This window comes from Bacteroides sp. D20 (genome assembly GCF_003436255.1).
Classification (GTDB): domain Bacteria; phylum Bacteroidota; class Bacteroidia; order Bacteroidales; family Bacteroidaceae; genus Bacteroides; species Bacteroides uniformis.
Window position 1 is genome coordinate 103,762 of the sequence record NZ_QSOO01000015.1, and the last position, 20,907, is coordinate 124,668.

Here is a 20,907-nt window from a genome sequence, read left to right on the forward strand (position 1 = left end):
GTATTTGTCTTAATTAACAAAGTCGACACTATAACATTGTTCGTTGAAGGGCAGAACAATCATTTATAATTAGTCAATTTATAGAATGCTCAAACTTTATTATGACCGGCAGTACTATACCTTAGTATGGAACTGTCTGTACAGGAATATCAATATCTGGTTTCGGAGATAACCCGTGAGACGGGGGCCAAACGGGACGGGAGCGGCAAGAACCTTATCGTTCCGCGCTGTCCGTTCTGCGGCAAGCAGGGCGGTAAGTTCGGTATCTATATCGGTAAGGAAACCGTCCGCCACAGACCGTTCATGGCACACTGTTTCTCCTGCGGGGCGTCCACCCGTACACTTGCGCAGTTATTGGAGGCTATCGGACGCATGGACCTGATGGTTTCCGAAACAACAGATATCTCGGCACCGCTGAACCTGCACCTGCTGGAACCTGACGAGGCGGAAGATATAGACGATGAACTGGTCCCGTCCGGACTGCCGGACTTCTATAAACGGACTTTCCGCCACCCATATCTGAAACAGCGCGGATTCCGCTTCGATGACTATGAATATTTTCCTGCCGGAATAACCGGCAGGCTCAATCCGCGGTATGCCGACTATGTAATTTTCCCGGTCATCGACTGCGGTATGGTTGTCGGATATGTTTCACGCCATACCTGGCCAAAAGAGGAGATAGACACCTACAACCGTAAAACGAAATACAAAGGTGAATACAAGATACTTCGTTATCGGAATTCCACAGAGAACGACTTTTCCAAACTTCTTTATAACTATGATGCCGTCCGCAAGGACGGTACCGATACGGTCATCGTTGCAGAGGGCGTTTTTGACGTCATCGCGCTGACGCGAAAACTTGAGCTTTACGATAACCCGCATATTGCCGCCGTAGCGACTTTCGGAAAGAAAATTTCCGATGTGCAGATTTACAAGCTGCAATCGAAGGGCGTGAGGACCGTGGTTATTGGATATGACGGTGATGCCGTCGAGGCGGTCAAACGGGCTGCGGAACGGCTGAGGCCCTACTTCGAGGTGTTCATCGCAGATATAGCGGATGCCGATAAAGACTGGGATGAACTGGCGGAAACGGAGGTCTACGGCATCTTTGCCTACCGTCTGCTGTCTGTCCTTGAATACAAACTCAAAAAAGTACAGGAAAGATGATACAGGAACTGCTCGCATGGCTTGACACACAACGGATTTCTTATATACCGGTTGACACGGAGGTGGTGGACATACCCGGGTTCGGACGGCTGTTCACGGCTGACCTGTCAGGTGTGGAATCCATTTTCCGCAGTGACGGCGATAAACTTGTCTTCAATCTGATGGAGAATCCGGCAGTATTGATGGAGGAGGGAATCTACCATGTGGCTTTTCCGTTCGGATATAACTGGTACTATTACGACCTTCGGGAAGAATTCCGTTTCAATCTGTTGAAATACATCGGCCGTCCCGGGCCTCCGGTACATGACATTCCGTTTGTGAATCTTGGTGTCCATACTTCTTACGAACTGCTGAACGCCTGTGGTTCCCTGGAGGATTTATGCCGCAAGGCAAAATGGTCAGGACATACGGCGGTCGGCATTTGTGACCGTAATACAATGGCCGCCACACTCAATTTCCAAAAAGAATGTGCCAAAAACGGGCTGAAACACATCTTCGGCTACTCGCTGACAATGATTCATGAAGAAGAAGCCGTAAACCTGAAAATATATGCCTTGAACAATGAGGGGCTCCACAACCTGCTGCGTATCCAGTCCGCCGTGATGGTGGTTTCGGAAAACAATACAATCCGTTATGAACAGCTGCTGATGTATGCCGCAGGGTGTGTGCCGGTCTTTGCCACCCGCTCTGTCTATTGGATGGCCGGACACCCTAAGCAGGTGGAACGGATCCGGAAAGGGGCCGAAGCGGTTTATTACCAGATAGACGCCAACGAATATAAGGCGGACCGTATTGACCGGGAGCAGCTGGAAGCCCTTAAATATTATTTCTGTAATTGCTATGATACCGAAAGGGATCTGTTTACAGTAGAACCGATCCTCCTGCCGGATTGCTATTATATGGACAAAGATGATGCCGCTTCCAAAATTATAGTGAATAAAATTGCTGCAGGAGCCGCACACGAACAGAGCGGGGAGCAATATTTCAAAACGGCGGATGAACTGTATGACACGCTCCGTCCGCTTTTTTCCGAGAAATGGGACTTCGATGCCCTGTTCGGGCGTATGTGCCGCCCTACGGTGGAGATTGCAGAACGGGCGGAAGCCGTGTTCGAGACCGGACGGATGTTCATGCCCGAATACCGTATGCGTCCCGAAGAAGTGGAACGGTACGGCAATCGCCGCACGATGTTCCTCCGGCTGCTTGATGAAGGGTTGAAACGAAAAGTTCCGGATATGGAACGCTACCGGGAACGGCTGGACGAGGAAGTCTATATCATCGAGTCAACCGACAACGTGGATTATTTTCTTGTACAGTGGGACATGGTGCGTGAGGCGCACCGCCGGGGCATTGCAACCGGTATCGGGCGTGGCTCCGCCGGCGGATCGTTGGTCTCCTACCTGTTGGGCATTACCTCCATCGACCCGCTGAAATACGACCTGATTTTCTCACGTTTTCTTGTTCCGGAACGCTGCGGACTGGTTTGGAAAAACGAGATAACGGTACTGGCTCCGGACATTACGCTTAACAAAGGCGAACAATATGTGGAGATACAATCTGAAAATAAGACTTATCGTCTCTGTGCGGATGCCCGTTTGAGGATTCTCCGCGGCGGGGAAGAAAAAACAATATATGCCGATGAATTGATTTGCGGTGACGAAATTCTTTTTGACCGCCGAGATTGTTTGTGGAACTTAAAGGAACTCGAAACCCATGAATCCGACTTACGAACACCGCCGTCCCTATGACGGCTGCGACCTTTACCGGGGTGACGCCCTCGAGGTGCTGCCCCTATTGGCAGGGCAGGGCATCGTTGCCGACATGGTATTGTCAGACCCGCCATATGGTACGACACACTGCCGCTGGGACGCCGTGATAGATATTCGGGGGATGTGGAATGCCATACAAGGCGTTTCTGCCCCCGGAACTCCCATACTGCTGTTCTGCCAGCATCCTTTTACCAGCATATTAGGCTGTTCCAATCTTGAAAAGCTGCGTTATGAATGGATCTGGGAGAAGACACAGGCGACAGGTTTTCTCAATGCCGGGCGTATGCCGATGAAAGCGCACGAGGACATTCTCGTGTTCTATGACAGGCTGCCCAAATACAACCCCGTCAAAACGGACGGGCACCGGTGCAAGATCGTAATGGCCGACCACCGGCGCAAGTGTGACAGCGGGGAGATATATCGGAAGCATGACAATTACCGGGACTACATCTCCACGGAACGCTATCCGCGCAGTGTATTGAGATTCAAGACGGACAAGCAGAGGTCCTGCCTGCACGCAACACAGAAACCGGTTGCCTTGCTGGAATATCTGATACGCACCTATACCGACGAGGAGGACCTCGTCCTTGATTTTGCGATGGGCAGCGGCAGTACTGCTGTCGCCTGCAGGAACATGGGACGGCGCTTCATAGGCGTGGAGATAGACCGGGATATTTTTCAAACAGCATATAACAGAATAGCCAATGACTGACACCCGGGAAATCTGGGTGGATATCAAAAATTATGAAGGGAAGTATAGAATCAGCAACAAGGGGCGCATCAAGAGTCTGGAACGGCAGGTATCGCATGGCGGTATCACCTGGACACAGCCTGAACGGATCATGAGCCATTGGTGCGGGACCACCTCATATTACGACTGTGTGCGGCTTTATAAGGGAGGCGTCGGGACAAAATTCTCCGTACACCGTCTCGTGGCACAGCACTTCCTTCCGGAATGGAATCCAAAGTTGGAAGTGAACCATATTGACGGTGACCGATACAACAACACCGCGGACAATTTGGAAATGTGTACGCACCAACAGAATATGGAACACGCCATTGCGGGCGGGCTCAAACAGGATTATGGAGAGAAAAGTGTGAACGCCAAACTGACGAACGCACAGGCGGAAGAGGTACGGGTGAAGTATTTCTCCGGCAAAGTCTCACAGAATACCTTGGCAAAACAGTACGGCGTCAGCCGCCAGACGGTAAGCGCCATTGTTCGATATAAGAAGTATATAAGATGAAAGTGACTCACATTAAAATCAGGAAAGCGGATACCCCTTTGACTGTCATGGATTCGTTCGTTGACAGAGGGCTGACGGAAGGCGGACACGCGTCCTTGCCCGATATCGATGTCGATTACGCTTCCGACCGACGGCAGGAGATCAAGGACTATCTGGAAGAACGTTACAATGTGGATGGCCGCCAGCGTGTGTTCTCGGCTGGAACCTTTACAACCATGAAGCTCAAGGCAGCATTGAAGGATGTGGCGCGTGTGCACCGCGTGCCGCATGCCATCGTGAACTATATCACAGCCATGATAGATGACGGTACGGACTGGACGGGGCTGTTCATGCAGGCGACGACAAACAGGAAACTGCGTGAGTTTATCCAGACCTATCCGGAAGTCATTGAAGATGTGCGCGGGCTGCTCGGACAGCCCAAGGCCGCATCCATACATGCTTCCGCAATTATAGTGACACCTGATGCCCGGGACGGCAGGCAGGCCGAGTGCTTCGATTACCTGCCTGTCCGAAAGATGGACGGTGCATTGGTGTCGGAATTCGACGGCTACTCGGTCGATGAGATCGGGCTGCTGAAGGAGGATGTGCTGGCGACAAAGGAGCTCGCCAAGCTCAGCGCCGTCATCGCATTGGCCAACAGTCATTTCGGACAGGAACTGTCCATAGAACGTATCACACAGGAGATGCTGGAAGATGACAAGACGTACCGGCTGCTCGCTGAAGGCAACACACAGAATGTTTTCCAGTTCTCTTCACCCGGCATCACCCGCTTCATTCAGGATGTGCGGCCAAAGTGCATAGAGGACCTGATCGCCATCAACGCCCTGTACCGTCCCGCCACGCTCGACATCGGGGCCACGGAGGATTATATCCGTTTCCGGCGGGGGGAAGTGGCGCCGGTCTATGACTACGGCTGTTACGAAGCGACGAAGAACACGTTCGGAATAATGTGCTATCAGGAGCAGTTCATGTCCATAGCCCACACACTCGGCGGCTTTGACCTCGGCAAAACCGACCTGTTGAGAAAAGCCATCGGCAAGAAGAAGGCGGATCTGATGGCTACGCTCAAGGCCGATTTCATCGCGGGGGCTGTCCGCAATGGCTGCCCGGACTATGAAGCGGAAGAAATCTGGCACAAGATAGAGGTGGCCGGAAAATATTCGTTCAACCGTTCCCATGCCGCAGCCTATGCCCTGACCGCCTACTGCGGGGCTTGGCTCAAGGCCAATTACCCGTCGGCATTCTATACCGTAGCATTGCAATGGGCGGATGACAAGGAAATTCCCCCGCTGATGGCGGAGATGGAACGCTGCTCGTCAGCCAAGATCGTGCCGCCGGACATCAACCGCTCGGGAACGGAGTTCTTTACCGACTACGCCACCGATGAAATATTCTGGTCGCTTACCCGTATCAAACAGGTGGGTGTCAAGACGGTGGAACACATCGTTACGGAACGTGACCGAGGCGGGGCGTATACCGGCATTGAGAACTTCATACACCGCATTTTCCGTTACAAGCTCAAAAAGTACAGCTATTGGGATGACCCGGACAACCCGGAGGAGGCGGTGAAAGTGCCCGTGAATGCCCGTCATGTCAAGCACATGGTCCTTGCCGGATGTTTTGACCGCGTGGAAAATGTCGGGGCGGTTACCGAACGCTGCGCCCTGCTCGAACGTGCCGCCAGGGAACTGGGATTTTCTCTTTCCGAAAAAGACTTCCCCCTGGATATGCGTGAGAGGCATTTCTTCTGGTCTCAACAGCAGATTGCCGTATCGGGCATCGGCAATATTGATTACTGGCGCATCTTCGACAACTCGGAAGCCCGCAGGCAGGTCAGGGGAAAAGCCTCTTACCTGCCACTGGACGAGGTGGCACTGGATGAGAACGACGGCCGGAAGGTAACGGTCTGCGTCACGGTTGTGGAGGTTGCGGAGCATACTTATAAGGACAGAGAAACGGGAAGCCGGAAACGTTTCGCCAAGCTCACGCTCTCGCAGAACAACCGCATTACGGAATGTGTCTGCTGGAACGACTACTACATGGAACATCGCACCGAGATACAGGCCCTCAAGGGCCGGGTGGTCATTCTCACGGCTGTCGTCCGTTACAGTGATTATAACGGATGCAATATGCTCCAAACCTATAAGAACTCAATGTTATTCATTCAATCCTAAGACATGACACCAAAAACAGAACAGAAAGTATACGTGGGGATCGGGATGGATTTTGAAACCGGCGGTCTGGACTGCCGTGAATGCGCCTGTACCCAGATCGCCCTGCAAGCCGTCCGTTTCGACACCTGGCAGGTGTTCGACCATTGTCAGGCGTATATCGCCCCCTATGGCAAGGCGGATGCCGGACTGCCCCGTCGCAAAGTGTTACGAACCCGCCACGAACAGGCGAAGGAAGCCGGGGTTGTCCCTATGAAATATGAGCAGACGGCATTGGACTATTCCGCCATCACTATGGAAATGTTACGTACACAAGGGGTGGATATGAAGACGGCGGCCGGAGAAATCATCGCCTTCGCCAAACGTAGCGCCTTGTCGAAAGGCAACCAGTGTAAACCCATACTGATCGGACAGAATGTCACTTTTGATATCGGTTTCTTACAACAATTGATGAACTATGCCGGACTGGTTGCCGAGTTTGAAAAAACTTTTGCCGGAACGAAGGACTATTACGGTAATTTCCAGCCCCACTATATCGATACGCTTACAGTAGGGAGGCTGGCATTTGCAGCCGATCCGGAAGTGACTTCTTACAAATTGGAGCTGATCGCCTCCCGATTGGGAGTGGAATTGAATGATGCACATGATGCGGCTGCCGATGTAACGGCCACACTTGACATACTTGGTATCTATACCTCCCGGTTACGTCATGCGGGCGGGGAAGCAATCACAATACAGGCAAAAGAGAAAACCCGTAAACACTTTAAAATATGATGACGGATATCAATAAAAAAGATGCGGAAGACATTCAGCAGGGCCCGATTCCGGAAACCATCACGTTTCATACTGCAGACCGTATGACATATGGGGCATTAGGCTATGACGGCAATGAACTTATGGCGTTTATATCGGGCTATGACCTTGAAATTAAGTTCAATTTGCGGATTATAAATTCACTGGCGGATGCCGAGGCATGTGCCGACGCGCTGGCACAAGTGTTTTATGAGGCACTGATGGAACAATTAATTAATGAGAAAGCGGATTTTGTAAAACCTCATCACTGGAAACCCGCTACTCTTTCAGAAAAAGAAGGAAATGAAATCAGACAAGATAATGGACATGCTGGATAAACCGGAAGGAAAGCCGCTTACAGAACAGGAACTGCAATTTTGCAACCTCTATGTGAATGGCGGCCTGGAATATGCGGGACGACCGAAGAAATGTTTCGTGGAAGTGTTTGGGGAGAATGCGGTAAAGAATCCTAATGCTTCCGCCAACTACCTGATGAACAAGCCCCATGTATTGGCACACATCAGGACATTGCTGTCTTCGGAGCGCTTTGAAATGGAAACAATGGCCGTGAAACTGCAAGTGACCGAAACCCTCAAAGCCGTCATGGACGAGGCGGCCACTTCGGACTATACGGACCGTTTCGGAGTCCCCCTCTCTCCTGCGGCACTTAGGGCCGTGTCGGTCAATGCCGCCAAGGCGCTGATGGAAATTTTCCCCATCAGGCACAAGGAAGAGAGCCGCCTGCGCATTGAGGGTAATGACGGCAATGTGATTTTTAATGTAATTGTACCCCAAAAAACGACAGAAGATGACCAGAGGGAAGCATAAGATTGACAAACAGGAGATAGCCTGGTGGACTTATCTGGCAATCATGGTCGCATTGATTGTCTATGGATTTTGGGATAGTGCGGCGGCAGAACTCCTGCTCAGGGCTATCAAGGACGCATACACTCTTTTAATGGAATAATTATATGGAACAATTCAAGGAATTTGTAATAAAGTACTTCAAGATTATTGTAGTGGTACTATCGTTTTCACTGACACTGTACATACAACATATCAACAACACGGCGCAGATTGCCAAGTTGGAAACGAAATGTGCCGGTATGGAGACCGAAATCAAAAACCAGTATGACCGTATTAACGCCATGAAACTGGACAAGTCTGTTTTTGAGGCCACCATGATGCAACTCAATACGGTACAGAACGACCTGCACGAAATTCGTGCGGACATTCGTGAGCTTCTCAAATGCCAGGGAACGCACAAATAGGATCATAGAACATAACCGTCATGATTAAGAACTCATATGTTATTATCATCGCCTCGCCCAAACTCTCACAAATAAGATTGGACGAGGTGATCGGCCGCCGTGGACTGCTCGTGGAAGACCTGTCACAGAACCGGGAAACGAACCGGGGCGGCCTTGTGTTGCTGGAAGAAAGTTATCTGGATGAATTCCTGTGGTTCATCCCCGAAGAATCCATATCTTATGAATAGACTGAACAAAGTATTTTTGAGTGTCATGCTGTTACTCGTAAGCATTGTCTGGCTACAGTACCGCCGCATGGAGCGTCTTACGAAAGAGCGTGACCGTTTTAGCATGAACAATACCGCACTGCTTTCTGATATAAAGCGGATACAATCCGACTCCGCGACAATGGCGCTCGATGTCAAAGTACTGAGGTTGACCATGGACGAGTATAAGAAATTCCGTACCAAAGATACTGAGAAAATCAAGGAACTCGGAATGAGAATCAAACATCTTGAAGCGGCGGCACGGCATGAGGTCGAGGTACAGGCTCCGATAGATGCCGTTATCCGTGACACTTTCATTGTCCGTGATACAATTCCTTTGTTACGGCAAAAAATTGAAATGACAACACCGTATATAAAGTTGACAGGTTTTATTGAGAAGAACCGTCTCACAGGGGATATCAGAATGCCCGTAACGCTTAATCAGGCCATTTGGATAGAATACAAAGGGTGGTGGTTCTGGAAACGGGCCAAAGCCATCCACCAGATGATCTCAAGTGACAATCCTTATGCAGAAATAAAATATTCGGAATATATCCAAATTGAGAAATAGTCTCTCTGCCCAAAAGAGAGACAACCCACCCTATCTGATAAAGCATGACAACAGATAAGTGTGAAATACAAAGTTTATTTAGGGATTTGCAAAACACCCTTCTTCAAGAAAAGAACAAGTGTTGAAAAATGCTCTCACCTTTCCCATATGGGTAAGGAACCCCCAAAAACACTAACATTAATATCACAAAAATAATCGTGATAACAGCTATGCCCCAACGTACTAAAGCGGGGGGAATCGTACCGATAATGTTACGTACCTTTTCTGACCGGAGTTCAACCTGATCGGAACCATTGTTTCTCTCTATTTCCATGTTAATTGCCTAATTCAAGTTGGTTTTTCACTAAATTATAATATATGCCCTGCCTTTCTATAAGTGAGGCATGATTTCCTATTTCCACCACTTTACCATTGTCAAGTACGATTATCTGATCGGCGTTTTTTACTGTTGAAAGCCGGTGGGCAACAACGATGACTGTGCGTCCTTTATAAAACCCGTTCAGGTTTTCTACAATAGCTTTCTCGTTTTTGGCATCAAGAGCATTGGTCGCTTCATCAAGAAAGATAAAATCAGTTTTTTTATAAACCGCACGCGCAATAAGAATACGTTGTTTTTGCCCCTGACTCAATCCCATACCATCCCTACCGATTTGAGTGTTGTATTTTAGAGGAAGTCCCATTATATAATCATGAATATTGGCTATTCGTGCAGCCTGTTCCAGACGCTCCACATCTATATCACCATCATCCACTGCAATGTTTCTTGCTATTGTTTCTGAGAAAATTATTCCGTCCTGCATGACTACGCCACATTGCCTACGCCACCATTTTAAATTATAATTATCAAGATTTCTTCCGGCTATGAGAATATTACCTGCCATCACTGGATAATAACCTAATATAAGTTTTATCAATGTAGTTTTTCCACTCCCACTTGCTCCTACAATAGCGGTCACTTTTCCTTCAGGAATTATGAAAGATATACCTTCAACCGTTTTTTTCAGAGCATGCGGGTCATATTTAAAATCCACATTATCAATGACTATCGATTTGTCAGTTCTGTCTGCAAATCCAATATGTTGACGTTCGCATGTTTCTTCACTTTTTCTTTCATGAATTTCATTAATGCGTTCCAACGAGATTCTCACATCCTGTAGTGAATAAATGAATGACATCAGCTGCTCCACCGGTGAATTGAGTTGTCCTACAATATATTGTACCGCAAGCATTGCCCCTAATGTGATATTGCCATTAATTACGGATGTCGCAGCCATTACTGTTATAAGGATGTTCTTTACCTCATTGATAAAAATGCTTCCCGCTTCCTGCATCTGTTGCAATTTAAGGGATTTCATCTGCACTTTGAACAGGTCGGCCTGTACATCCTCCCATTCCCAGCGGCGTCTGCGTTCGCAATCTTGTAACTTTATTTCTTGCATTGTTGTAATGAACTGATAGGTTTTGCTTTGGCTTATTGCCTGCTGCTCAAAAAGTTCATAATCGATCACCTTACGCCGTTTTAGGAACGTGGCGATCCATGCTCCATAAAGAAAACTGCCTAAAAGGAATACTCCAAAGATTATCCTGTTATAAATAAAGAGTACCATTCCGAAAACAACAAAACTCAATAGACTAAACAATGTACTAAGTAACTGTGAAGTAAGGAATGATTGTACCCGGTTATGGTCGTTCATGCGTTGAAGCAAATCCCCCATTAATTTGGTATCAAAAAAGGACATTGGCAACTTTAATAATTTAATGAAGAAATCACTTACAAGTGAGATATTAATGCGCATAGAGATATGTAACAGCAACCAACGTCTGATAAAATCAGTCGCTGTCCGTCCAATGACAATCAGAAGCTCACCCAACAGAACTAACCAAATAAATCCGATGTCCCTGTTAGTTATGCCGATATCAACAATGGATTGTGTAAGGAAAGGCATGATCAATTGCAATATGCAACCTACCAGCAGCCCTAATAAGATTTGAATGAGATGCTTTCTGTATTGTCTCAGATAACCATATAAAAAACGGAAAGAATGCTTTTCCTTCTCGGAAGAATTTATTTCCCAAAAATTCCCTGTCGGTTCGAAAAACATTGCTATGCCTTTTTCCTCCCTTTGCGATTGTGTATTCAACCATCCTTTTTTAAATTCTCCTTCAGTATATACAATTTTCCCTTTGCCGGGATCTGCCACATAATAGATATTTCCTTTCTTCCTTTTATTTATTTTGTAAAGTACTACAAAATGATTCTGATTCCAAAAGATGATGGACGGCAGGTCCACTTGTTCCAGCTGCTCCACTGTTGCACGCCCGCAAACGGTATGTAATCCCAGTTTTTCGGCAGCCTGACTTATGCCAAGCAAAGATATGCCTTCATTGGTGGCAAAGCATATATCGGAAAGCTGGGCAAGGGTATATTCCTTACCATAATATTTACATACCATTTGCAGGCAGGCTATGCCGCATTGCATGGCATCATGCTGGAAATATAGTGGAAATTGAGACATATTTCTAATTTTGATATACTGTTGTTTAAAGTTTAAACTGCAATTACTTTTGACCAAATCTTGATGTATCCACTTCCTTAAACTTCTTCTCTTTGTAACCTCCGAATTTATATCTGAAAGAAACTGTTAAAGTACGGCTGTCCGGTCTCAGGAGCATATCCATGTGCTGGCTTTTATATCTGGTTTTCACATCAGGCATGGCGCTATTGAACAAATCTGTACCCTTTACACGAATTTCCGCCTTGTCTTTTGCAAAGCTCCACTTCAGACCTGCGTCCAGACTCCAGATTCTACCTAAATCGTAAATGCCTTGGATAGAAGGGGTCATATACATGGCTGCCAATTCTAATTTAATATTCGGCTTGGAGGAAATATTGATAGCGTTATCCAGACGTGAATATAGCGTCCACTTGTTCCGTTTGAAGGATAAGTCATAAAAGTCCTTGCATTTTGACGAATTGTTATAGCCGTTCAGGACTATTCTTGAATCAAAAATATTTCCAATATTAAAAGGAACCACGATGTTTAATCCTATCATTTGCTTATAGTTCCAATTAAGTGTCTTATATATCAGGGCCAGCCTATCTGATGACAGGTAACCTAACTGTTCGAAATGGTCAGGTTCATAGTCATAGTATAAAAGAAATTGATACTTGCTTTTTAAGACATATATCAACTGGGCTGAATAGTCTTTTGATGGCTTCAGATATGGGTTACCATGAATCTCCGTATATCCGTTCAAATATCCGACCGATTCCTGCATATCCCAATAATCCGGATAGGATTTATCTGTAGAGAATGAAAACTGGAGGATATGTGAGGGAGAAGGCACATACGTAAGGTCAAGTGTAGGATAAACAGCCCAGTTGTCATACTTGGCCAGCTTATAATACTCTCCAATAACAGAGAATGACATGGAAAAAGTCTCCGTGAAACTTTTATCGAATCCGGCATAGGCATTATATGTATATTCTTTAATGTTGCTGTCTGTGTTCGACCCCGTCATGTCGGTTTCAGTTCTTGAATTATATTTCTGCATATTATAATCTGTTGCATACGTGAATTCCGCTCCATAATTAAATGACCAATCCTTGGCAAACTCATGGCTTTTGTCCGCATATACTTTTATCCGGTCAATCTTTTGTTTTGAATCTGAAGTGAAATCGTTGATCATTCCGTCTGTTCTGCTATCTTGGAAATCCTGATAGAAAAGTGAATTATAATGTGTATAGTCCACTCCCGCATTGAAATTATTATGTGAAGAATAATTCAGACTCATATTGTGCATGGAATTTTCGAAATCCTTGTTATTGGTAGAATTGGAAAAGCTGCCAACAGAATTCTCTGTGCTTTTTCCATCAGGGCTTAAAACTGCTGTGTAAGCCAGGCTAAGTTTGTCCTCGTTATTGAAAGTGTACTCTCCTCCCAAACGTATGTTATGCGCAAGATCCTTTTTTGTTCCTCTATTGTACTGTTCTATTTCATAAACCTTATTATCCAACTTATGTAAAGTCGCCAAATCAAGTTGTGTCTTACTTTTAGTTGCTGACAGTGAATACAGAAAGTCCACGGATAATTTGGGGGAAGAGTACGACAGATTGATCCCTCCCTGACCGTTTGTAAAATGCCTTTGAATATACGAACCGTTAATTTCTCCCTGTAGAAATGGATTCTCCGTTTTTTTCTTTTGGGTGACAATATTGATTGCGGCACCTCTGACATGGTATTTTGCAGGAGCGCTATACATAACCTGTATTTTTTCAATATTTGAAACCGGAGTGCTTTTCAGCAACTCATAAAGTTGTGCATTGCTCATGGTTGTCGGTTTACCGTCGAGTATTATAGATACTCCATTGGCACCGGCCAAGGTTATTGAACCATTTTGTTCCACTACTCCTGGAAGTTGCAGAATGGATTCATAAGCATTGCTGATTACCTTTTTTTCTGCCATTCTATTCATATCATAGCTTAAAGCCCCATCTTCAACCTTAACTTGTGGACGTTCCCCCTTTATGACGACCTCGTTCAATGTATAATCCTGTTCTTTCATTGTGAGAGTTCCAATATTAGGGGTATATCCGTTAACTTGTTGTGTAACAAATAACAGGTGTTGCAAGATCAGACGATATTTTTCAGGTGCGTTTTTGATTAAAAACTGACCTGTAGAATCTGTAATAGCGGCATCAACAAAAACTGAATCTATCGTCTGCGCAACAACAGTAACGGCCTCTATCGGCTCATTTCTTGAATCAACGATTTTGCCTGTGATGGTCTGTGCATTTGCTGCCACACCTAAAAACAAGACAAACGCCAATGCTATCAATCCTCTTCTCATTAACATGTCTCTATATTTTTAATAATTATACATTTAACTAACCAATAAAGCCTCATGGCATTTATTATCTATCCGCATGGAAGAATTTGTATTTACTCCGTATTGCCGTAGGTTGATAGTCTTATGAATGTCCAAAACAGTTACAATCTCTGTCTTATTATCATTGCAATACAACAACCCTTCTTTTTCTAAGTTGAGAATTACTTCCGGCAATGTTTCTCCTTCTTTTGATTTTTTATTACCCAACTTCCTTGTTATCTGTTCAATAGATAACACTTCGGAATCACATAACTGCAACACTTCCCAATAAATATCATCCGTTTCGAACTCGATTTCCTTAATCAATGTGTTATTATAGAATTCCCTGTAGAACACACTATTGCTTTCAATTATCAATTGATAATCATAAATATTGTTTATATAATGTTGCTCTATTTGTTGGAAAGTGTCCCACAAATGATTATACTCCGGTTTTATAAAATCAAAAAAGAGGATGAATTTATCTTCTAATGACATATAATTTTCTGGGGTAAATTGTGCCAGGTGCGATTGTCCCCATTCTGTCAACCGGTTTGTTTTTAATAAAGTCCGGTAGTAAGGTGATGATTTTGCGACACTAAGGAAGGAATAGCTGTGGCATACCAGTCTCTTTTGGAAATAAAACCTCAAAAAATATAAGTTGTCAATACTTTCCTTTATATCATCTGTTGTTTCTTCCAATAAATTTCTTAGTACATTTGCCCCGTTAATACGAATACCTAATTCATTTGCCCATTTAATGAAGAACAGGTTACTGGCAAACGTATTTTTCTTATGGATCTTTTCCAAAAGGTTATTACTGGGTGATTCATATCCTATTTGGACGGATTCAAATCCTGCGAGGGCCATCTTTTTTATGACATTGAACGGAACCCCTTTTGTAACTATTTCCGCCAGTAATATAGAGAAGTCATTATTTTCTTTCCTATATTCGATCAACATGTCCAACAGCTCAATAAAGTTATCCATATCGGCTCCTATGATATCGTTGTCCAAGAATAAGACACGATTTACCTCATATCGCTCCACTTGCTCCTTTATTTCTCTTATTATCTGTTCATTGGTTTTAGTCCTATATTTATAGCCGGTATTCAAGAAACAAAATTTGCATTGTTTCCAGCTGCATCCTCTGCCGCCTTCTATAGGCAAGGACAGTTCCTGATCCAGAGAAAAGCCCTGTATGGATTTGAAATAATCGGAAAAATCCATCTTGGACTTGTTTAAGTCCACATAAACATTTCTTAACAAATTCACTTTTATTTCATCTCCTATACGATATACGGTATTAGGAATGGAAGACAATGCTGCTTTTTCACCGTCCAGATACAATGCCAGTTGTTGTATTGAATATTCACCTTCTCCCCAAGATGTATAATCGACATGTGGAAAGTTTTTCAAAAATGTAACCGCTTCTTCCTTTGTTCCAAAACCACCCACAAGTATATGGGTATTCGGATAAGCAGTCTTTATCTTGTCAATAAACAGGTTTGCAACAAGCCATTGATAGAACTGGGCTGAAAATCCTACAAACAGGTAGTCATCAAACTTTATTTGACTGATTTCATTTTCAAACCAGCAATTCAGTTTTTGATTGAATGAATGGAAGTATTCATAAATATACTCATTCCCTTTACTGTGCAGCTGTGGCTTTATGGAGTAGATATAATATTTAATCTTGTCCACAATTTTTGTATCGTTTAAACTGATGCCAAGATTTAGTAAAAAAGGCATCAGTTTATTAAGTTCGGTATCATATATCAAGTTCTCCATGTTGAAGAAACTTTTCAGCAGAGGGTTCAATGATACATTCCAATACTTCAAAGAAACATTGTACCCAACCTGATTTAATGCAGGTTTTAAGACTGACAGGCATGGAGATGGGACATTCTCCATTGCAGGCGGAAGCCATCCTAATAAGATTGTTTTTTTCATTGTCGTACATTTTAAGTAGTAGTAGCAAGGCTTGCTTGCTACTACATGCCCTCATTTTTTTTAGATTCTTATTACTATTTCCGGAATATCAATTTTAGGAACGTCCACGAAAATAGAATCTTGAGGTGAACTTTTACCGCCTTTTATAGCACCAGCATTTAGATTGGTAAGCCGGTCTATATTGGCAAGGCGGGAAGCTTTTGTTAGATTTCTCTTTTTCATTACTTGTAGTTTGAGATTTTGATGTTCAAATTACCTTCAATTTTCGCTTTTCCACCCTTAATTTTGTTGACTTCTGCATGAGTCAATCGGTCCATAAGAGTCATGTCATTCATTTTTTTAAGTTCTTTCTTTTTCATAATTGTAAAATTTTAAATTAAACATTAAAAGTAAACCCTGATGGTGCCTGTTATTTCACCACTGATTCTTTTCGCACCACCTGAGATAATTGATTGCTCTTTTTGAGTTAAGCGATCAAGCAGGACAAGATTCTTTTCTTGTCCGATCTTTTTCTTTTTCATTTGTGTATCACTTAAACCAACCTACTCTTTCAGTTTTTCGGTATCCACTCCTTTGTACAGTTAGGTCTGTTGCTGATTGTCTGGCCATCCAATTATTTATTTGCAAAGTTAAATAGTCATGAAAGTATATTTTGACACAAAAGTGTATTCGTTATAGACCTTCATGGAGAAATACACAAAAGTGTATATCATGAAGCTATATATAAATTTTCATAATGATTGTAGAATAGGAGAAGTCCATTCTTACTGGAGTACACCGGTATGGTTTCTGAGGCAAGATAATTAATGGAATGCCCCAATCGAACAGTCTCAATACCAAGTGTATTCATCACTTTGAGTAACTTGCTGTCTGTTTCTGCTATCATATAGCTTTTGCTATCGCATATAATAGGATGTACCGCATATACCATGAGTTGCTTAAACAGAGTGACTGTCGGGATTCCTGCCAGGGAGTCTATGGCAAATCGGCCTATATGCCAATAGTTATAATCTGTTTCAGAATGTATAGCTGTTAACGGATTGATACCGAAAATCTTTTGTAACGGGAGAGTTTTCTTCCTGTCCCACTTGAACACCCTGATTGAACCGATAATTTTGCCTGCATCATTGCGGACTACAAATATCGTGGAGTTATCAATATACTGGAGTTCTTCTTGATAAACAGAATATATCTCATTCTTGATAGATTCGGAGGAAAAATCACCCACATGATGTTTGTAATTCTCCCTTACCACAAATTCTGCCAATTCATTCAGGTTTTCCTTCCCCACCAATTGCCAGATATTGTATTGTCCGTTTGTATAAATCAGTTTTTCCATTTCTTTTTGTTTTTCTGATACAAAACTAAAAACGAACGGCTGCCTTTATTTAACACAAAAGTGTATTTTAGACAAATACACTATTATATTCACACAATTGTGTGTTAAAAAGTTACATATTCAAGAATAATCAGTAAATTTGCGGCGAATCTATAAAAAGAATTGTTATGGCAACAAATATAGGAGACTTCTTTATAATGTCTAATTCCGTATACAATATTACGGACGAGGACTATCAGAAAATCAATCTTCTTGTAAATACAGCCAAAGCATTTGCAAGAAGCACGCACCAGTGCGTGTATATCATAGATTATTTCAAACAGAACTTCCTGTACGTATCAGAAAATCTGGGATATTGGTGTGGTCAGACTTCTGACAAGATTAAGGATTTCGGGTACAGGTTTTATCTGGATTACGTGCCTGAAAAAGAACAACAGATGTTATTGGAAGTAAACAAGAAAGGATTCGATCTGTTCAACGAAATACCCTTAGCGGAACGTCTTGACTATACCATTTCATATGACTTCCATATTATACATGGAAGGAAACTAAGATTGGTGAATCACCACCTCACTCCAATGATATTGACTAAAGATGGACGTATATGGCTGGCGTTATGTACCATATCCATGTCGGCAAGAAGTACTCCCGGTTACATCATCATGAAGAAATCCGGTTCGAAATCTTATTATGAATATTCTTTGGACAAGCATAAATGGATAAAGAAAGAAGGCATAACCTTGAGCGAAATGGAACGTGATGTACTGATCCTTTCAGCCCAAGGCTATACCATGAATGACATAGCCGATAAACTATGCAAGTCCGTTGATACCATAAAGGCATGCAAAAGGGCACTGTTCTCCAAATTGGGAGTAAAAAACATTGCGGAAGCGCTGTCTTATGCAACCAATTATAGGTTACTATAGGGAATTGCTCTCACACATCAGTGATGAGAGGTAAAATTTAGGAAAGAACTTGACTTCACGTCCGGTCGCCAGATTGAACATGGCATTCACGCAGTGTCCCGCAACAATCCACGAGGCAACAGAAAGCTGGGGAGGGGGCAAGATGCCTCCTTCCGCACGATATTCTTCTATCACCTTCTCCAACCATGAAACTGGCATATTCCAAAACGTTCCATACCTCGATACATACTCCGCCACTTTCAGTTCAAAGCCGTTAGGTTCTTGGGAGATTTCAGACAACTGATAACCTTTCGGCTTTACAATAGTGAGGAATCCCGCCCATCCGAAATTGTACGGATGGAGAACGGGAATCATCTTTTCGGAACAGATGCGGTCAAATTCAAAAGGGGTTCCATCCTTGAAATCCAAAGCATTAATAGCTATATGATGCCCTGAGATAATACTCTCTATATTACCTTTGTCTATAAATGTATTATGGAATTTTATTTCTGCGTTGGAATTAATTTTCTGCAAGCGTTTGCAAAGTGTTTCTGCTTTATATTTTCCAATATCCGCTTTTACATAATTCTGCCTGTTGAGATTACTCTCTTCCACTTTATCACCGTCAACAATGGTCATATTTTCAAAACCAAACCGCAAGGCGCATTCTGCAATGATGCTGCCAATTCCGGCACCACCCAATAGAATACGGACTTGTTTGATTTTCTCCTGTTCTTCTTCGCTGATATAAATGCGATTCCTGCTGTATCTTTTCATATAAACATGTTTTAATGAAACAAAGATACAGAGGTTCTTTCGATTAAGCCTGACACAAAAGTGTATTTTTGCAATAGAGTATAAATTTGTTGCATTATCTTTGCCATTGCCCTCCAAAACGTCAAGCAAGTATAAACCAAAAGAATCATTATCTAATATTTACACATTCCTCTTTATTGTTCACGAACAGCTAAGCCATAAATATACGATTCAGACCGGATTTTGTTAGTTCATACACAACTAATCGTTCTTTGATTAATGCTTTTACCGCTCCACCGAATATATGCCGCAAGAGATCAAAATATAAAACCACATCACAAAACCAGCTACCAACTATTTGTCAAAAAGGCATTTCCAACAACAAGAACATCGGAAGAAAGAGTTATTGTGGTAAATAATGGACGTCTTTTATCTACATTAAAAACTTCCTTGTAAAAAACAATATAGGCACATCTAAACTCAATAATCCGAAATACAGAGTTATCTTCAATCTTGTAAAAAGTAAACCTTCCGCTAATGGGCTTAAATTGCCCGTTCACCATAATCTCAAGTATGTCCGTATCTTGAGTCGATTCAATGCTGAACGTAACCCGTCCGCCAATAACAGTTGTCACCGGACGCCCTTTGGCGTCTGTCTTACGACTAAACTCTATATGTGAGTAGAGTATATCTATTTCTTTGTTCCGAATTTGCACGGTCACTCTGAATGCTCCCATAGCAATACTGTTTTAATGGTTATGAATCAAGACAATAATTCTTGATTAAAGCAGAGGTCCCGCTTTCGAAAAAAGAAAAGAATATCAACTAAAGCAAATGTAACAGAAATCCTCAAAACATCCAAATAGTTTGGAATATTTTTTGTAATCAAGGGGATCTGATGATTACGGAAAAAGACCTATTTTATATGGTGTACATAAATTATAATGATATTGACACCTGCATATCCGCTTCCTGAATACAAACGGAAATGCAGGTGACTTGCCAATAAGCTTAGAACAATCGTTGTTGCTTGTACATTTGGATATCTTCCAATTTTATAAGTTCCCACAAATCCGGTGATATTTTGCGGGACTGCATATAGGCTTGTATTTTCTGTTGGTCTTCATCGCTGTAATAACTAATTGTCCAATGAACTTTCTCTTTGTCTATGTGGCTGATTATTTTGTCAATATAGGGTTCGTCAACCGGAGAAAAAGAAAAGCCGTAAATATAAATATGCTCGATTTCATTCATTGAAGAGAATATGCTCCGGTTATCTTGGATAATTTGCTCTACATTTTTGCGAATACTATATATTTCGTTGACTGCGGCATCACGAACTGTTTGAGTTATGTAGTCTTCCCCATCGTACCACTCGGCGAGCTCCTCTTCCGACAAATCTGCCGGAGGCTCCGGTTGGATGACTTCTGCAGCTTTGGTCAGCTCTTCATAAGTCTTATTGTGACCAAGTACCAGCACTTCATCGGAAGCCTTACCATGAATATGAAGAATTTCTGAATCAGGAATACCGTATAAATACTGTAAGGTGGAAGTGTAATTAAAATTAATGAAGTGGTCATCTCCTCTGGTCAACTTTATCTTTTTACTTCCATCCGCCTTTGACAGAGAGTTAATCCATGCTTTGAAAGTGTCTTTAATGTCATTGACCAAACCTCCAATTTCACTTTCTGCCTGGTACGAACCGACATAATAATCCCGATCCCTAAACTCGTCACTGGCAAAATCCGGCTGATTTTCCGAAGCAGTATACTGTACGTAGTCCGCAAGTTCTATTTCACCCTCAAATCCGCAACTAAGCTCTTCAGCGTCCTTCTTGCGTCTAAACGTCCTC

General features: G+C 43.3%; 23 protein-coding genes. 13 read left to right on the plus strand and 10 right to left on the minus strand.

All coding sequences use genetic code 11. The features are described from left to right. Positions 1-126: 126 nt before the first annotated feature. From DXD78_RS15480 to DXD78_RS15530, 12 genes are read left to right on the plus strand one after another with little or no spacing between them, the layout of a single operon-like run. Positions 127-1,167, plus strand: a complete 1,041-nt coding sequence (locus DXD78_RS15480) for a toprim domain-containing protein (RefSeq protein WP_101602742.1) — start codon at positions 127-129, stop codon at positions 1,165-1,167. Beyond that, positions 1,164-2,915: a PHP domain-containing protein gene (locus DXD78_RS15485; RefSeq protein ID WP_101602741.1), complete on the plus strand. Its 1,752-nt coding sequence runs from the start codon at positions 1,164-1,166 to the stop codon at positions 2,913-2,915. Before DXD78_RS15480 ends, DXD78_RS15485 begins: the two co-directional genes overlap by 4 nt. Continuing rightward, positions 2,881-3,648, plus strand: coding sequence for a site-specific DNA-methyltransferase (locus DXD78_RS15490; RefSeq protein WP_101602740.1), 768 nt, complete (start codon positions 2,881-2,883; stop codon positions 3,646-3,648). The genes DXD78_RS15485 and DXD78_RS15490 overlap by 35 nt, the downstream gene beginning before the upstream one ends. After that, positions 3,641-4,183 carry an HNH endonuclease gene (locus DXD78_RS15495; RefSeq protein WP_101602739.1) on the plus strand — a complete coding sequence of 181 codons (543 nt, stop codon included), beginning with the start codon at positions 3,641-3,643 and terminating at the stop codon, positions 4,181-4,183. Before DXD78_RS15490 ends, DXD78_RS15495 begins: the two co-directional genes overlap by 8 nt. Beyond that, the gene (locus DXD78_RS15500; protein WP_101602738.1) at positions 4,180-6,357 is read left to right on the plus strand and encodes a DNA polymerase III subunit alpha; all 2,178 of its coding nucleotides are present in this window, start codon (positions 4,180-4,182) and stop codon (positions 6,355-6,357) included. Before DXD78_RS15495 ends, DXD78_RS15500 begins: the two co-directional genes overlap by 4 nt. Before the next feature lie 3 nt (positions 6,358-6,360). Continuing rightward, positions 6,361-7,128, plus strand: a complete 768-nt coding sequence (locus tag DXD78_RS15505; protein WP_101602737.1) for a PolC-type DNA polymerase III — start codon at positions 6,361-6,363, stop codon at positions 7,126-7,128. Further along, on the plus strand, positions 7,125-7,484 hold the full coding sequence (locus DXD78_RS15510; RefSeq protein WP_229093127.1) for a hypothetical protein: 360 nt from the start codon (positions 7,125-7,127) through the stop codon (positions 7,482-7,484). Before DXD78_RS15505 ends, DXD78_RS15510 begins: the two co-directional genes overlap by 4 nt. Beyond that, complete coding sequence (locus DXD78_RS15515; protein ID WP_101602736.1) at positions 7,450-7,974, plus strand: hypothetical protein; 525 nt, start codon at positions 7,450-7,452, stop codon at positions 7,972-7,974. Before DXD78_RS15510 ends, DXD78_RS15515 begins: the two co-directional genes overlap by 35 nt. Then, a complete protein-coding gene (locus DXD78_RS21215; RefSeq protein WP_162838076.1) occupies positions 7,955-8,113 on the plus strand; it encodes a hypothetical protein in 159 nt (52 codons plus the stop codon). The genes DXD78_RS15515 and DXD78_RS21215 overlap by 20 nt, the downstream gene beginning before the upstream one ends. Before the next feature lie 4 nt (positions 8,114-8,117). After that, the gene (locus tag DXD78_RS15520; protein WP_101602735.1) at positions 8,118-8,417 is read left to right on the plus strand and encodes a hypothetical protein; all 300 of its coding nucleotides are present in this window, start codon (positions 8,118-8,120) and stop codon (positions 8,415-8,417) included. A 20-nt stretch (positions 8,418-8,437) separates the two neighbouring features. Next, on the plus strand, positions 8,438-8,644 hold the full coding sequence (locus tag DXD78_RS15525) for a hypothetical protein (protein WP_101602734.1): 207 nt from the start codon (positions 8,438-8,440) through the stop codon (positions 8,642-8,644). After that, the gene (locus DXD78_RS15530) at positions 8,637-9,233 is read left to right on the plus strand and encodes a DUF6549 family protein (RefSeq protein ID WP_101602733.1); all 597 of its coding nucleotides are present in this window, start codon (positions 8,637-8,639) and stop codon (positions 9,231-9,233) included. Before DXD78_RS15525 ends, DXD78_RS15530 begins: the two co-directional genes overlap by 8 nt. A 314-nt stretch (positions 9,234-9,547) precedes the next feature. Here the strand turns inward: DXD78_RS15530 and DXD78_RS15540 are convergent, their stop codons facing one another. The 7 genes from DXD78_RS15540 to DXD78_RS15555 all read right to left on the minus strand — a co-directional run bounded on the left by DXD78_RS15540 (position 9,548) and on the right by DXD78_RS15555 (position 17,394). Beyond that, entirely contained in the window at positions 9,548-11,749 is a 2,202-nt protein-coding gene (locus DXD78_RS15540; protein ID WP_101602731.1) for a peptidase domain-containing ABC transporter, read from the minus strand. Between the two features lie 43 nt (positions 11,750-11,792). Continuing rightward, positions 11,793-14,090, minus strand: a complete 2,298-nt coding sequence (locus tag DXD78_RS15545) for a TonB dependent receptor (protein ID WP_101602730.1) — start codon at positions 14,088-14,090, stop codon at positions 11,793-11,795. Positions 14,091-14,117: 27 nt separating this feature from the next. Continuing rightward, positions 14,118-16,055: a radical SAM protein gene (locus tag DXD78_RS15550; protein WP_117652814.1), complete on the minus strand. Its 1,938-nt coding sequence runs from the start codon at positions 16,053-16,055 to the stop codon at positions 14,118-14,120. Positions 16,056-16,115: 60 nt separating this feature from the next. Continuing rightward, positions 16,116-16,277, minus strand: coding sequence for a hypothetical protein (locus tag DXD78_RS21100; RefSeq protein WP_158298286.1), 162 nt, complete (start codon positions 16,275-16,277; stop codon positions 16,116-16,118). Continuing rightward, positions 16,277-16,414 carry a hypothetical protein gene (locus DXD78_RS21105; protein WP_158298285.1) on the minus strand — a complete coding sequence of 46 codons (138 nt, stop codon included), beginning with the start codon at positions 16,412-16,414 and terminating at the stop codon, positions 16,277-16,279. Before DXD78_RS21105 ends, DXD78_RS21100 begins: the two co-directional genes overlap by 1 nt. Before the next feature lie 24 nt (positions 16,415-16,438). Continuing rightward, a complete protein-coding gene (locus DXD78_RS21110; RefSeq protein WP_158298284.1) occupies positions 16,439-16,576 on the minus strand; it encodes a hypothetical protein in 138 nt (45 codons plus the stop codon). Between the two features lie 188 nt (positions 16,577-16,764). Beyond that, positions 16,765-17,394: a hypothetical protein gene (locus DXD78_RS15555; protein ID WP_101602728.1), complete on the minus strand. Its 630-nt coding sequence runs from the start codon at positions 17,392-17,394 to the stop codon at positions 16,765-16,767. A 167-nt stretch (positions 17,395-17,561) separates the two neighbouring features. Between DXD78_RS15555 and DXD78_RS15560 the strand changes: the two genes are divergently transcribed. Next, on the plus strand, positions 17,562-18,320 hold the full coding sequence (locus DXD78_RS15560) for a helix-turn-helix transcriptional regulator (protein ID WP_101602727.1): 759 nt from the start codon (positions 17,562-17,564) through the stop codon (positions 18,318-18,320). Here DXD78_RS15560 and DXD78_RS15565 read toward each other — a convergent pair. The 3 genes from DXD78_RS15565 to DXD78_RS15575 form a co-directional block, all read right to left on the minus strand. Then, on the minus strand, positions 18,315-19,076 hold the full coding sequence (locus DXD78_RS15565; protein ID WP_101602726.1) for a ThiF family adenylyltransferase: 762 nt from the start codon (positions 19,074-19,076) through the stop codon (positions 18,315-18,317). The two genes, DXD78_RS15560 and DXD78_RS15565, sit on opposite strands and share 6 nt — an antisense overlap. A gap of 326 nt (positions 19,077-19,402) precedes the next feature. Continuing rightward, positions 19,403-19,792, minus strand: a complete 390-nt coding sequence (gene tssD, locus DXD78_RS15570; protein ID WP_101602725.1) for a type VI secretion system tube protein TssD — start codon at positions 19,790-19,792, stop codon at positions 19,403-19,405. A 274-nt stretch (positions 19,793-20,066) separates the two neighbouring features. Then, the coding region (locus DXD78_RS15575; protein ID WP_117652815.1) for an AbiH family protein at positions 20,067-20,907 on the minus strand (841 nt) is incomplete at its 5' end.